This is a genomic window from Mucilaginibacter sp. P25 (assembly GCF_050859465.1).
Classification (GTDB): domain Bacteria; phylum Bacteroidota; class Bacteroidia; order Sphingobacteriales; family Sphingobacteriaceae; genus Mucilaginibacter; species Mucilaginibacter gossypii.
This window is the reverse complement of record NZ_CP193937.1, coordinates 4,015,739-4,030,820: the sequence shown is the minus strand read 5'-3', so window position 1 is coordinate 4,030,820 and position 15,082 is coordinate 4,015,739. Positions and strand designations below refer to the sequence as shown.

The window sequence follows — 15,082 nt, the reverse complement described above, 5'->3', positions numbered from 1 at the left end:
TTATAATATGGTTTATTGGCTAAAGCGCATAACAATGCGGCCTTATATTAGCAACGCAAGATAATTAATTTACGCAATCGATTACGAATATTTTAATCATTTTCCGGTGTAATTTCAACCAGGGGCAAAACACCTAATTTACAAGCCTTTGATTACCCTTGTCATCAAAAACGGTAACGCTTAATATTTTGTCATTAAGCTGTATAAACCTTGCCGACTGCGACAAAAAAGATGAGCCAAAATAAAATTCCTGCCTTGAGGTATTGCCGTTCTTGTATTTAATCAGTGCATAAACATCATTGGCCTTGACTGGGATAGTTTTTGTTTTATTTTCTGATCTGAAAACTTTTAAAACATCTTTATGCTGACTGGCGGCCAATATTACCTGCCCATTTTTATCGCGGAACTTAACCAGGGCCTTACCATCCCCCGGAATATAAATACCGCTTTGCATAATACTTAATGGCTTAAAGTTGCCTTTGCCGTCACCTTTCAGCATTAAACCGTTAAGCGCGTCATAACGCCCGATAGTAGCATCACTGCCATAATCGTTGCCATTAATAACTACGTCGAGGTTTCCATCCCCGTCAAAATCGCCGGTTTCCATACCGTTTAATACCGATACCTGGGCTTCAACAGGCAGCGGGATAGCTGTAAATTTACCATTGCCATCATTCCTTAAAAAACATGATTGTAAGGTATTAGCTTTCAGCCTCAACGCCCCGCTCCTCTGTTCGGGTGAAAGCACCTCGTCCATAGTTGCCAAAGCGTACGAGCGATAATTGGTAAACTTTTTTCTCATGCTGATCATTTGCTTCAGCATATCATCGCGACCGTACATTGGGTACTCCTTTTTGTCCCCGTTTTGATCGGGCTGAAAAATAGAAGGAATCGCGCTGTAGATGCCACTCTTATCAAATTCTTTAGCTGTAATGTAAACAGGATACTGGTCACTGGCTTTGATGAGGCTATTCTCGCCCAAATTCCCGACAATATAATCCGTGCGGCCGGTATGCCTGAAATCTCCGGCCACCAATGAGTTCCACCACCCCAGCTTATTGCCCAGGCCGGATTGAACTGTGGTATTAACAAACTTACCATGTTCATTTTTAAGGAATGTTACCGGCATCCACTCGCCGGCCATGACCAGGTCGGGCCAGCCGTCGTTATCATAATCGGTAAACAGGGCATCGCAAATCATGCCTATGTTTTTCAAAGCCGGGGCTACCTGTGCTGTAACATCCGTAAATTTTGCGTGCCCATTTTCACTATCGTTCCGCAAAATAAAACTCGAAACCGGGTTGGGGTATTTCCATGGCTCAACTCTTCCTGATACAAACAGGTCGGGCTTACCATCTTTATTATAATCACAAGCCCGTACGCAAAGTTTGCTGGTGAGGTTTGAAGGCAAAGCATCCGTTGTAAGCGTAAAATTGCCTTTGCCATCATTGATATAAAGCCTGTCCTGGTATTCAGGGCCATTTGCTGCAAATTCGTAACCTCCACTGGCTGCATATAAATCGAGCTTGCCATCACCATTAGCATCAAAAAGCAACAAACCTTCATCTTGAAAATTATGGAGAGGATTAATATCGCCTGCTAACAGGTTACGGCGGTTAAATTTGCCATCGGGCATCTGGAAAAAAACCTGCGCCTGATCGTAAGCGGTGCCCCCAATGATCAAATCATCAAAACCATTGCCGTCGATATCGCCCACGGCTAAAGCCGGATTATACTCAGAAAGTTTATGCGGCAGTAGTTTCTGGATATTAAAATCAAGAAAACCGCTTCCCTTGTTGGTATAATGGATCCCTATGGAATCTGTTATTTCTTTAAATAAAGCATTCGCGGCTATTTGCGGCTGAACCAGGGAATAAGGGTCATTAGCGTTTTTTATATCAACCTTTATTAACTGATCTGCTTTTAGCTTTGTCAGCTTTTCTCTTTTGCCATTCGGCCATTTGATCAAGACCGAATCTATTGTGTTAATTTTACCCAGACCGAAATGCGCCATACTTTGTACCGATGAAATATATCCCCGGTAGGGATCATTTTCATATACCTGTGTCTTATCCTTATCGTAAAATATCTCGGCCGTAGCACCTAAACCATTAATATTTTGCTTATCACCTTTAAAGCTAATTTGCAGGTAGTGGGTTTTATCAAGCTTATTTTTATCATCACGCGATGTATTGCGGTAAACAAATGCTTCGTCATTGATATTATTAACAACCATATCCATGGCGCCATCGTTATCCAAATCGACATATACAGCCCCGTTTGAAAAAGTAGGCAGGCTTAAGCCCCAATCCTTACTCACATCGGTAAAGGTGAGGTTGCCGTTATTCGCAAAAGCATAGTTATGCAGCTTAATTTCGGGGATTTGATCCAAAACTTTTTGCTTGGAAGTAACGGCATAGGCCTGCTCGCGGTAAGTCATAAAGTCGTGGTCAGACACATCCTTAGGGAAGCCGTTGGTTACGATCATGTCCCGATAGCCGTCATTATTAAAATCGGTGATCAGCGGTGTCCAGCTCCAGTCGGTTTGGGCAATGCCACTTAAAAAGCCTATTTCGCTAAAAGCAGGGGCGCCCATAGCACCATTCTGCCCTAAACGCGGCCCCTGGTTTAATTGCAGGGTATTGCGTACATACTGGTACTGGGTACCATAAATATCAAAGTTTTGATAAGTTTGGTAACTATTGGGACCGAGGATCATCTTTTTGCGATAGTTGTCCTCCGGATCCATGTCCAGTTCAACAACATCCGGCAAGCCATCGTTATTGATATCGATAACATCCTGCCCCATAGCGTTGTAGGATGTGTGTTTAAAATATTCTTTGGTACGATTGGTAAAGGTACCATCATGGTTGTTGATGTAAAGGACGTTGTTTGATATAAAATCATCCGATACGTAAATGTCTTTCCACCCGTCGTTGTTAAAATCGACCGTTGTGGCTGCATGGCCATAACCATCCAGGTTAATACCTGCCTGTGCGGATACATCATGAAACACGCCATGATGTAATTTTCCATCCCAATCGTTACGGTACAACCTGCCCCGGCTATGATTTGCCGTATAATTTGAATTACCGAATAAATTAGGATTGTAACTTGCCGTGGCGCTGTTTACTGTAAGGTACATATCCAAGTCGCCATCGTTGTCATAGTCAAAAAAGCTTGCCATGGTTGATTGTGCGCCAGCTTCCAGACCATATTCTGAAGCCTCATCTTTAAAATGAGGAATACCATCGTTGCCTTTCCCCTGGTTAACGTATAGTATATTCCGCCTTTTCAGCGAGTCTTTGGCAATGGTATTGCAAATGTAAAGGTCCGGTAAACCATCATTGTTGATATCAACTACCGCAACACCTCTTCCCCATCGGCCCGCGCCATTTACACCCGCGGCATCGGTAATATCATCAAACTTAAAATCACCTTTATTAAGATATAGCTTGCTTGCCACCATATTACCTGTAAAGTATAAATCGGGCAGACCATCGCCATTAAAATCGCCAACCCCTACGCCGCCGCCATTGTAAATATTCACCAGGTCTAACGGGTTTATCGAATCGTTTTCGATGATCTCATTTTTAAAATGAATGCCCGAATGAGATGATGAAACCTGCTGAAAAAGTGAAGTTTTTTTACAGGAGAATAAGGCAGACGAACATAGTATAGCGATGGGTAAAATTTTCTTCATCAATTAGGAGATCGGTTTATTCTTTAAAGATAATAATTAACACAAAAAGGCTTTCTCCCCGCGGGAGAAGCCTTTTCTGTTAAATGATAACAATATACTAATTACCGTATGCCGGATTTTGAGTTAAATTAGGGTTTAGCCCACGCTCAAGCTGCGGAATAGGATAAAGATCACGGCCAACAGGAAGTGATGTATTATACAAGCCATGAAGCTTTAAACCATTGTCTGCATCAAGCTTTGCATCTGCAGTGTTGGGGTTAGCAATCATGTTGGTATTGTTGTCAACTGTACCGTAAGCTTTTTTAATGAATTCGGCAGCTACACCAGCCCTGCGCAGGTTATAAAACACAGAATATTCACCCGAAAGTTCATGCCTGTACTCGCTGTAAACCATTTGCAGTGGGTCTGTGATTGGGCTTGAAGCCGAACCGTCATAATTTGCACCATCCTGCATTACAGCCGGCGCAGTGCCGCCCCACGCACGGTCTCTTACCTTTTTAATCGTGGCCAGGCCACCTGCTGCGTCACCTGTACGGATCTGGCACTCGGCTTTATCAAGCAATACTTCGGCATAACGTAACAGTATTTGATTTTGAGCGCCAAAAATTGTTGAATTGCCGGAGTTAGCATCAAGGTTGGGGTCGCGCCACATTTTAGCACAGTAGAAACCGGTACGTAAACCATCACCGTCAGAACCATACCATGGATTGGCATGTGTACCACAGGTATTGATGATCTTACCGTCATCCCCAGTGTATTTAGCTTTTACCTTAGGATCGGAGCTCGCAAAACCTGCTACTACTAAAGGATAAACTTTAATGCCGCCCCGACCTATAATTCCCGGACTAATGTTCTCATCGCCGGGGCCAATCACTGTTGCCAGTTTACGTTTGTCACCAGCCTGGTATGAATAATATAATCCCGGATTGGCATAATCATAACCGAAGTTTGAAACCTCCTCCGGCCAGCTAAAATCCGAAATCCAGGCTACTTCATTACCTGCACCCCAACTTTGGGTACCTGCTACTGTGAACTGCACCTCAAATATCGACTCAGCATTATTTTGATGGTTGTATTCATTTACATCTATAAAATTAGGCATCAGTGAAAAATGCCCATCCAACTGGTTAAAGTTTGCCAATGCACCGGCGTAATCTTTATTCCACATTTGCGCGGCACCTTCATAAGCTAAAGCAGCACCTTTTGTTGCCCTTCCAAGTTCAGAAGCCGGCAAATCTTCCCTCCATGGTAATAAAGTTGCAGCCTGCTTGGTGTCGGCAATTACCTGTGCAAATACTTGTTCTTGTGTACTTCTTGCGGTTAAACCATCAGTTACTGATTTAAGCTCCAGTGGCACACCGCCAAAACTACCCGCCAGATAGTAATAGGTCATTCCGCGTAAAAAGTAGGCTTCACCAAGCAATCGGTTAGCTAAACTTTCGTCAAGAATCCCTTTGGCTTTCATTTCGGGAATGATTTCAATTGCAGAGTTAGCCCGTGATATACCCACATAAGCACGTTGCCAAAAAGTCCTGATCGGGCCAAAATCTGTAGTTATTGCGTAGTAATTATAAAAGCGGTCATTTCCCCAGTTAAAAAAATCATGGGTTTGAAAGTTAGCATAATACCAGATCGACTTTTTTAGCAGGTCGGCATTTTGATAGGTATCATAAATTGAGTTTACAAGCGCTATACCGTCAGCTGCTTTATTAAAATAAGCATCTTTAGCGAGCTGTGTATAGCTTGTTTGGTCAAGAAAATTCTTTTTACAGCTCAATGGAACCATAAGTGTGGCACCGAGAGCAATTAGTGTGATATATTTTTTATTGATTTTCATTTCTTTACTGTTTTATCGCTGCCCAATTAGAAAGTTACATTTAAACCAAGTGTATAAAACTTAGATGAAGGGTAATTACCCGCATCAATACCAGATGCCGTTGCACTTCCATTAGCTGTGCCAATTTCAGGATCCAGTCCTTTATACCCGGTTATAGTAAACAAATTCTGGGTGGAAAAGTAAATTCTCACTTTTGATAGGGTCAACTTTTTGGTGACGTCAGACGGTAATGTATAACCCAGGGTAAGGTTCCTTAAACGGAGATAGCTACCATCTTCAACATACACACTTGATGGTACGTTATTTGCGCTGGTATCATCATTATATGTAAGCCTTGCGTAACGATTTGATGGATTACTCGGGGTCCAGTGATTAACATAATAATCGTAACCTACGTTTTCAACACCAACAAAGCCGGGGGCCTGAAAGCTTTCAAGGGTCCTTTGCTGATAATTCAGGATCTTATTTCCGTAAGAGCCATAGAAATATGCGTTAAGATCAAATGCCTTATAAGCAAAATCGAGGTTTAAACCACCATAAAATTTAGGGATCGGACTACCGAGGCTTGTCCTGTCTGAAGGGGTAACCTGTCCGTCACCGTTGTTGTCGGCATAATAACGATCCCCTGGTTGGGTAACGCTTTTCCAGTAATATGGGTTACTTGGAAATTTAGCTGCAGCGGCCGTATTTAAAGCGTTGATTTGTGCCTGCGACTGGAATATACCTAATGATTTATAACCAAAAAACTCACCTACAGCCTGCCCGATATTGGTTTCGCTGAATTGCCCCCAGCCATTACCGTTAAGACCAGTAACCGTGGTAAGGTTATCAATAAAGGTTAGGCTTTTATTAAGGCTAACTAATTTATTTTTAACCGTAGTAAAAGTCAAGCCCACACCATACCTGAAATCATTTACCGTGTGGTTGTAGTTTACGGCAAACTCAAAACCTTTGTTATTAATTTCACCAACATTTTGTGCCAGGTTTTGGCTAAAGCCAGTTTGTGACGATACAGGAAGGTTTAACAAAAAGTCTTTCGATCTCCTGTTATAATAATCAACTGTAAAAGTAAGCGCGCCATTCAGGAAGGCAGCATCCATACCAATGTCAGTTTGGTAATCAGTCTCCCATCTGAGGTCGGGGTTGGCAGGTTGTGTTGGTGCCAAGCCGGGTTGATAAACCTCTCCTGACGAACCATTTTTACCAAATGGGTAACCCACGTTTGTGCCGGTAGTAGCTGCACCACCTGATGAATATAAGGCATTATATTGAAATAATGGAATAGAGCCCTGATTACCAACTTCGCCATACCCTCCTCTGAACTTCAGATCAGACAGCCATGCAACGTTTTTCAGGAATGATTCTTCTTTAGCTTTCCAGGCTACGGAACCCGAAGGGAATACACCATATTGATGCCCGTTAGCAAATTTCGACAGAACCATCGCGCCTAACGGTACCTGTTACAATATATTTGTCATTGTATTTATAGATTAACCGTCCAAATTGTGAAGCAAAAGTTGTTGTATATTGGCTGCCTGTAACAACAAGATCGTTAACCTGCGCCAGATCCCGAAGGGCATTATTGATCAATTTATCTCCGGTACCTGTCATATACCGGTAGGTATTTGATTGTGCTGAAACACCACCAACAAAGTTAATAGCGTGCTTTCCGAAGGTTTTATCATACGATATGGTATTTTCCCATAACCACTCAAAAGTGTTATTAGCGCTTTGCGAATAAACAGAATTTTGGTTAGCTCCGCTTAAACCATATTGCTCCTGCCAGCGAAGGTCTTCCGGTTGAAAGAAGTAACCCGAATAGTCACTTACGTTTAGGCCCGCATTGGTTTTGATCTTAAGTCCGTCTATAATAGTAGCCTCTAATGAGCTACTTGCCAAAAGGTAATTATTTAGGTTTTTATAATCGTTTTTTTCAATAGCATATAATGGATTGTTCCAGCTTTTTGTGTAAATATTGATCGGGTTATAAAAACCATAGTTCCTATTTTTGTCTTTTATCTGGTTGGTTAACTTATTACCACCATCGAGCGTAGGGATAAGCTCTGTTAATTGCTGCAATGATCCTGAACCAAATGGATTATTTTGATCCTGCCTTGAATACTTAGCACTGGTAGATGATTTAAGCCATTTACTTACGGTATAATCAATATTCATACCCAGGTTTAACCGCTTAAAATATGAACCTAAAACAATCCCCTTTTGGTCATAATAACCAGCTGAAAAGGCAGATTGAATTTTTTCGTTGCCTCCGCGTATACCAAGGTTGTAGCTCTGTTTTGCCCCCTGGCGATAAATTGCATCCTGCCAGTCGACACTGGTTAATGCCGAAGGATTTGCCCATTCAGGCAATTCTGTAAAATTACCCTCAGATGCGTGATCTTCATTGGCCAGGGTTGCCCATTGCTGCGCGTTAAGAACTTTATACTTTTTGGGTTTTGATTGCAATGAACCATAGGCATCTAACGATACCTGCACCCCACCATCCTTCCGACCTTTTTTTGTAGTAATGATAACAACGCCGTTTGCTGCCCTAACACCATAAATAGCTGTTGCCGAAGCATCTTTCAACACATCAATATTAGCTATATCGTTAGGATTAACGTTATTTAAGCCTCCGCTGATCGGGTAACCATCAACCACATATAGAGGCTCATTACCATTTGTAGCCAAACTACCTACCCCCTGATCAATACACTCACACTACTACCGGGTGCGCCATCATTGTTAGTAACCTGTACACCCGCTGCCCTGCCTTGCAAAGCCTGGTCAACGCTGGTCACAGGCACTTTACCTACCTGATCGGCGTTGATTGAACTAATAGCCCCCGTTAAATCTTTACGCTTAGTAGTACCATAACCCACAACAACTACCTCGGTCAGTGTTTTATTATCGGGCACTAACGATACGTTAATAACCGATCTGCCGTTTATGGCAACTTCCTGGTTTAAGAAGCCAACAAAGCTAAAAACAAGTGTTTCATTGTTACCGGCGGTTATTGAGTAGGTACCATCGGCCTTTGAACCCGCAGCCTGCGTGCTCCCTTTTATCTTAACGGTAACACCCGGCAAAGGTAGTCCGTTGTCCGAACCGGTGATCTTACCGGTAATCAATTTACTTTGGGCTTGCCCCGACAGGCTTATCAACACAAATGATAAACTTGTACAGATTAAGGCCACAACTTTTTTGATACGTAGTTTTCCTCTCATACGTTTTACTTTAATTTGTTAAAATTGGTTTAAAGCACATGATCACTTCTTAACAGTTGTCGCCAAAGAGATTATATGCTAAGTAAAAGTAGCCAGAGGTAACAATCGATTATAATACGATATGAGTGGTTTTTTGTATTATTTTAACATAACCCAAAAATATAAATTTAAAATTTCAAATAACTAATTATCAATTAGTTAAAGATTAAAAACAAAACCGAAAGTCAATATATTATCGCCATCGTGATAAAATAATACATATCAATGTTAAAATTAAATCACCGAATAAATGTTATTTTAACAATAAAATTGATTTTGATTTTAAAACATTAACCTAACGTTGTGCAGGTTGTATAAACAAAAATGCCTACCAGTTAACACCGGAAGGCATTGATCATTTTTAACTTTTTAAATCCCCTATTTTAGCTTCACAAAATAAATCCTGTTCCTGTCAACCGAATTGGTAGCCGGTAAAATTTTTGCAGCAAAACCGTTTTTACCATTATCAATAACACCGAAGTCATCATCGTTAGATATGGCAAGGATATTACCCAGTAGTAAAGTCAAACCTTCGGCTTTATCATGAGGGTAAACAGTTGGCAAATCTTTTAGCAAATCAAGCACCTGGGTTTTGGTAACCGGGGTAATACCAGCGGCCTGTAAACCGGCTAAATCATTAAGCTCTTCAACAGTTTTTGTGTTATATAATTTGCCGTTGGCGCCGTTTGCGGGGTCGGAGATATCGGTAGCATTGCTGATATCTATTTTAAATACTTTTTTGAACTTAGCGGCATCGGTAGGCGCACCTCCGAACTTACCATCGCGTTCAATAGTTAAGAATGTAGTGGCATTAACGGCGGTTATGTCACTAACGCCTGTTAATGAAGTATTATCCATAAGGTAAGCATACTGTTTTGTATTGCCCGTTGCAATATCAAAGGTAAGGATGCGCAATACAGTTGAATTAGCAACCTTTGCTTTAGATGGGTTATACATTGGCGATTGCATCATGCCAACCAGTGTTTTGCCATCGGGTGTGATGGCTAACCCTTCCATACCGCGGTTAGCCCTGCGGGTAGCAAATACAGCAGGAATTTTACGGCCGCCGGTGCCTGATCCGTAAGGGTTAATGCGTTCGATGGTTTTGCCGCTGGCATCAAAGTGTACTATATGCGGACCGTATTCGTCACTTACCCAAAAAGTACCGTCGGATGCCAGAACCAAACCTTCCGAATCAATACCATCAGCACTTGGAGATAACTGATTTCCGCTCAGATCAAATGGAATTTCGCCCGAAGCTCCCATTCCGGCGGGGTTTGGTAAACCATTTAATTTCACGCCGTTGGCATTTTTTAACTCTATGGTTTGTTCCAGCACCAGTTTATCATCTTTTAACCTGAATTTACCTATCTGCGGATCAAAATCCGGTTTACCGATGATGATGGAATTGGCTGTCTGCCCGGCCACGTTTGAGCCGCGGTCGGTAAGCAGGTAAAATACATCTTTGTGGTTTGGATCTGCTGCCACTGCGGATCCAAAGCCGCCGTTATAAACCTTTACGCCGTCGGCAGTGGTGAAAAGGATAGCCGGGTTTTGCGCCTCGGCCATATCAGGATAGCTGAAAGGATTTATCTTATTATCATTATGGCAGGAAGAAAGGATCGCCGCGGATAACGCGATGACGCTAAGTAATTGTTTTTTCATTTGATAAGTGATCGATTAGTTTTACAAAGGAATCGGCCATATATAAATCTATTGTTAATTCTATAACAATAATTTAACCTACAAGCACAAACTCTATTAAATCTGAACATATAAACAACTCAACATTTTGCAATATTTATGTTACTTACCAATATCATTTAAGATAAAACGTATTACCTCATCCGCTTTTTCATATTTTTAACCTTATGAAACATATTTACCATTATACCTGCAACAACCTTTGGAACAAGGCAAGGCCTTTTGTTTTGGGCATGCTGCTTTGCAGCGGCATAGCTTCGGCACAATCAACTAACCCGGTTATCAACAGCATCATGACCGAAGAAACCACCAATTCGCAACTGGAAAAACTGGCGCATGAGCTGTTTGATGGTATCGGCCCCCGTTTGGTTGGTACGCCGCAAATGAAACAGGCAAACGACTGGGCAGTTGCTAAATACAAAAGCTGGGACATCCAGGCTAAAAACGAAAAATGGGGCGAATGGCGCGGCTGGGAACGCGGGATCTCGCATATTGATATGGTATCGCCAAGGGCAAAATCATTAGAAGGCACGCAACTGGCCTGGAGCCCGGGCATGGACAAAAAGACCACTACTGCCGAGGTAATTATCCTACCGGATGTGGCCGATTCGGTAGCCTTTCAACAATGGCTCCCCAATGTAAAGGGTAAATTTGTAATGATCTCCATGCTCCAGCCAACCGGCAGGCCCGATTATAACTGGCAGGAGTTTGCCCTGAAGGAATCATTTGATAAAATGAAAGCCGAACGCACCGCCCAAACCGATGCATGGAAAAAACGCATCAGCAAAACCGGGTTTACCAATAAAACTTTGCCCGTGGCGTTGGAAAATGCTGGCGCAGCAGGTATTCTGACCAATAACTGGTCGGCCGGATTTGGGGTTGATAAGATCTTTGCTGCCTATACCAAAATCGTGCCTACGGTTGATATTGCATTGGAAGATTATGGCATGCTTTACCGCCTGAGTGAATCGGGCAACAAACCGGTGATTAGTATTCATTGCGAATCAAAAGAATTAGGTGTAGTGCCAACCTTTAATACCATTGCCGAAATCAAAGGCACCGAAAAACCCAATGAGTATGTAATGCTGAGCGCGCACTTTGATTCGTGGGATGGCGGTACGGGTGCTACCGATAACGGTACAGGTACTTTGACCATGATGGAAGCTATGCGCCTGCTGAAAAAATTCTATCCACACCCAAAACGTACCATATTAGTAGGCCATTGGGGCAGCGAAGAGGAAGGCCTGAACGGCTCACGCGCTTTTGTTGAGGACCATCCCGAAATTGTTAGTAATCTGCAAGCTTTGTTTAACCAGGATAATGGCACCGGCCGCGTGGTAAACCTTACCGGGCAGGGTTTTGTGGAAGCTAAGGATTATTTAAGCAGATGGCTTGCCGCTGTACCTGATACGATCAAAAACCGGATCAAAACCGTATTTCCTGGTCAGCCAGGCGGTGGCGGGTCTGATTTTGCATCGTTTGTAGCTGTTGGCGCGCCCGGCTTTTCTTTGGGTTCGCTTAACTGGTCGTACGGATCATATACATGGCACACCAACCGCGATACTTATGATAAAGTTGTTTTCGACGATCTGAAAAACAATGCCATTTTAGCTGCAATCATGGCTTACATGGCCAGCGAAGACCCGCAAAAAACCGTTAACACCAAAACCGAAGGCATTAAATGGCCTGCACAGGTTAAAGCAACGCGCCGCGGCGGATTGGATAAGTAGGCTGAAGATGAGATATAATAAAACGGCCTTATTTACATTCCTGTTGCTGCTCTTAAGCTTTAGTTTGCAAGCACAGGAAAACAATAAAACCAAATTTGTGCATCCTGGTATTTTAAATACCAGGGGCAGTTTGGACCTCATCAGCACACAACTAAAGGCCGGTGATACAATGCGTATAGCAGCCTATCAAAAAGTGCTGGATTTTATTAAAGATCATGAGTACCCGGCATCATTCCCATCCACCATCGTTGTAGGTTCAAATGGGGCTACATCACCGTCAAAAACGCAGATCAGAAAAGATTGCGAACTGGTTTACGCTCTCGCACTGGCCTGGGCTGCTACCGGTAACGCTGATTATGCAAAAAAGGCAATTGGTTTACTGAATGGCTGGGCATATGCATTTAAAGACTATGGTCTGCTTGAAGGAAAAACCACCCCCAACCAGCCCGATCTGGAAGCATCATGGACAACACCAAGTTTTGTGGCTGCTGCCGAAATCATCAGATATTATAAGGTGCAGGGTAAATCTGCCGGATGGGCTGTTGCTGATATTGAACAGTTCAGTAAATATCTTATCAATGTAAAAGATAATTACATCAACAAGATCCCCGATTATAAAAACAACTGGGATGCCTCTGCAGGATATGCAAAAATGGCCATCGGTGTGTTTTTAGATCAGGATTCCGTTTATCGTGCCGGGCACGATTTGTTGGTAAAAGAATTGTCAAATATCATTCAACCGGATGGTACCCTACCCGAGCTTTGCGTACGTAAAGACTGCGTGCATTATCAATATTCGTTAACAGCTTACGCATATGCTGCTGCTATTGCCAAAATACAGGGAGATAATAGTTTATGGAAGATCGGCAATAAAAACATCAGTCTTGGATATGATTTTATGCGGAAAGCCTATGAGCAGAAAACCGGCTGCGATTACTGCAACTTAAACAGCCGGATTTTCCCGGGCGTTGAGGTTGCCTATGGTCATTATAATACTGATAACCTAAATTATCTGAGAGGCTTACAGGCGCCGCTTGGCGTGCCTGTTGATAATACGTTTTTAGGATTTACCACCTATACCCATTACAAAGTTAAGGGACTATAAAAACAAGCCAACAAAAACGCCGCCCGAAAAAAGGCGGCGTTTTTGTTTTATGCTACTGGATGCTTCTCCAGCTCCGGTGTATATTTGCCATCACGGGCTACTGTATTAATATGGGCACGTTCATATAACAGCTTTTGTGCCTCTTCAATATTTTCATCTTTACCGCCCCATTTTTCCAGTGCAGGTTGCTGCACAGCCCTTGAATATGAAAAAGTTAATGCCCAGGGCATTTTATCTTTAAAGCGTACATGCATAGCGTTTAACCGCTCGGATGCCAGTTCGGGAGATTGTCCGCCAGAAAGGAACGCGATACCGGGCACAGCGGCAGGCACGCAGCGTAAAAAACAATTGATGGTAGCATCGGCCACCACATCAGCACTATCCTGTTGGGCAGCTTTAATACCAGGCACTATCATATTGGGCTTTAATATCATACCCTCAAAATTTACCCTTTGCTGGTACAACTGGTTAAATACAGCATGCAAAACCTCATTAGTTACTTCAGCACAAGTTTGAAGCGAGTGATCTCCATCCATTAAAACTTCGGGCTCCACAATAGGCACAATACCTGCCTCCTGGCAAATAATCGCGTAGCGGGCCAACAGAAAAGCATTGGCTTTGATGCTTCCACTTGTTGGAGTATTTTCACCTATGGTTATAACCGCCCGCCATTTGGCAAAACGAGCGCCCATTTTATAATATTCGGCCAGGCGTTCAGGCAAACCGTCCAATCCTTCAGTTATTTTTTCACCAGGGAAACCATCCATGTCCCTTGCACTTTCATCCACTTTGATACCGGGGATAATTCCTTTTTCTTTCAGGATATCAACAAACAGTTTACCATCCGGGGTGCTTTGCCTTATGGTTTCATCAAACAAAATGGCCCCGCTAATGGCTTCTTCCAGCTTCGGCGTGTTCACGATCAGGTCGCGGTATTTGCGGCGGTATTCTTCCGTTTGCGGGATATTCAGCGCTTTAAAACGTTTGTTACAGGTATTAGTACTTTCGTCCATTGCCAAAAGGCCTTTATTACCGGCCATAAGCTGTTTTGCGATATATTTCAGGCTTTGCAGTTCCATAAGTGATTGCTTGATTATTGGTGAATAACACAAGTTAATTCATACTTGTTTCAAGCGGCAAAGAGAATATTGCAGGTTTACTTGTGGATGACTTTAGCAGGTAAATTGATGTAACGAACCGGTCGTTAATAATTGTCACGCCAGCTTACAGTCCAAATCCTTCAGGTACAAAATCAAGAGAAACGGAGTTCATACAAAACCTTTTATGTGTTGGCGGCGGACCATCATCAAATATATGCCCCAGGTGCGAATCACAGCGGGCGCAGATCACCTCGGTACGCTGCATGCCGTACGAGTTATCCTCTTTATAAATTACACTTTTTTTGCGCACGGGTTCGTAAAAACTCGGCCAGCCGCAGTCGCTTGCAAATTTGGCATCTGAGCGAAAAAGTTTGTTGCCGCATACCGCGCAGTAATAAGTGCCTTTAGTATCCTTGTTCCAGTATTTACCGGTAAATGCGCGTTCGGTTTCCTGTTCTCTTGCAGTGGCGTACAAAGCAGGCGGCAGGATTTTTTCCACTCGGCGTTCGATACATTTAAATGCCGGGTATCGGTATTGGAGTAATAAGGATTATTTTCGTGCCCCTTTATTGTCTTTGCCTGCTGTGCAAACATTCCCGTTGTAAAAAACAACAGCGCTGCTATCATAAATACCGCT

At 42.8% G+C, this 15,082-nt stretch carries 10 protein-coding genes; 2 read left to right on the top strand and 8 right to left on the bottom strand.

What is annotated here, in order from left to right; all coding sequences use genetic code 11:
• Positions 1-133: 133 nt before the first annotated feature.
• From ACRQ5D_RS20355 to ACRQ5D_RS20330, 6 genes are all read right to left on the bottom strand, one after another.
• Positions 134-3,703 (bottom strand): VCBS repeat-containing protein, encoded by a 3,570-nt coding sequence (locus ACRQ5D_RS20355; RefSeq protein WP_091168267.1) that lies wholly within the window; start codon positions 3,701-3,703, stop codon positions 134-136.
• A 97-nt stretch (positions 3,704-3,800) separates the two neighbouring features.
• Entirely contained in the window at positions 3,801-5,540 is a 1,740-nt protein-coding gene (locus ACRQ5D_RS20350) for a RagB/SusD family nutrient uptake outer membrane protein (RefSeq protein ID WP_091168271.1), read from the bottom strand.
• Positions 5,541-5,566: 26 nt separating this feature from the next.
• A complete protein-coding gene (locus ACRQ5D_RS20345) occupies positions 5,567-6,982 on the bottom strand; it encodes a SusC/RagA family TonB-linked outer membrane protein (protein WP_432326404.1) in 1,416 nt (471 codons plus the stop codon).
• Positions 6,960-8,231: a TonB-dependent receptor plug domain-containing protein gene (locus ACRQ5D_RS20340; RefSeq protein WP_432326402.1), complete on the bottom strand. Its 1,272-nt coding sequence runs from the start codon at positions 8,229-8,231 to the stop codon at positions 6,960-6,962. The genes ACRQ5D_RS20345 and ACRQ5D_RS20340 overlap by 23 nt, the downstream gene beginning before the upstream one ends.
• Before the next feature lie 5 nt (positions 8,232-8,236).
• Entirely contained in the window at positions 8,237-8,767 is a 531-nt protein-coding gene (locus tag ACRQ5D_RS20335) for a carboxypeptidase-like regulatory domain-containing protein (RefSeq protein ID WP_431200281.1), read from the bottom strand.
• A gap of 417 nt (positions 8,768-9,184) precedes the next feature.
• Positions 9,185-10,471 carry an esterase-like activity of phytase family protein gene (locus tag ACRQ5D_RS20330; protein WP_432326400.1) on the bottom strand — a complete coding sequence of 429 codons (1,287 nt, stop codon included), beginning with the start codon at positions 10,469-10,471 and terminating at the stop codon, positions 9,185-9,187.
• 206 nt (positions 10,472-10,677) lie between these two features.
• Between ACRQ5D_RS20330 and ACRQ5D_RS20325 the strand changes: the two genes are divergently transcribed.
• A complete protein-coding gene (locus tag ACRQ5D_RS20325; RefSeq protein ID WP_256337423.1) occupies positions 10,678-12,240 on the top strand; it encodes a M20/M25/M40 family metallo-hydrolase in 1,563 nt (520 codons plus the stop codon).
• Positions 12,241-12,247: 7 nt separating this feature from the next.
• Positions 12,248-13,345 (top strand): alginate lyase family protein, encoded by a 1,098-nt coding sequence (locus tag ACRQ5D_RS20320; RefSeq protein ID WP_091168276.1) that lies wholly within the window; start codon positions 12,248-12,250, stop codon positions 13,343-13,345.
• A gap of 47 nt (positions 13,346-13,392) precedes the next feature.
• On the opposite strand, the gene ACRQ5D_RS20315 is transcribed toward ACRQ5D_RS20320, so the two are convergent.
• Complete coding sequence (locus ACRQ5D_RS20315) at positions 13,393-14,424, bottom strand: class I fructose-bisphosphate aldolase (protein WP_091168277.1); 1,032 nt, start codon at positions 14,422-14,424, stop codon at positions 13,393-13,395.
• A 145-nt stretch (positions 14,425-14,569) separates the two neighbouring features.
• Entirely contained in the window at positions 14,570-14,944 is a 375-nt protein-coding gene (gene msrB, locus ACRQ5D_RS20310; protein WP_432326398.1) for a peptide-methionine (R)-S-oxide reductase MsrB, read from the bottom strand.
• Between the last annotated feature and the right edge of the window lie 138 nt (positions 14,945-15,082).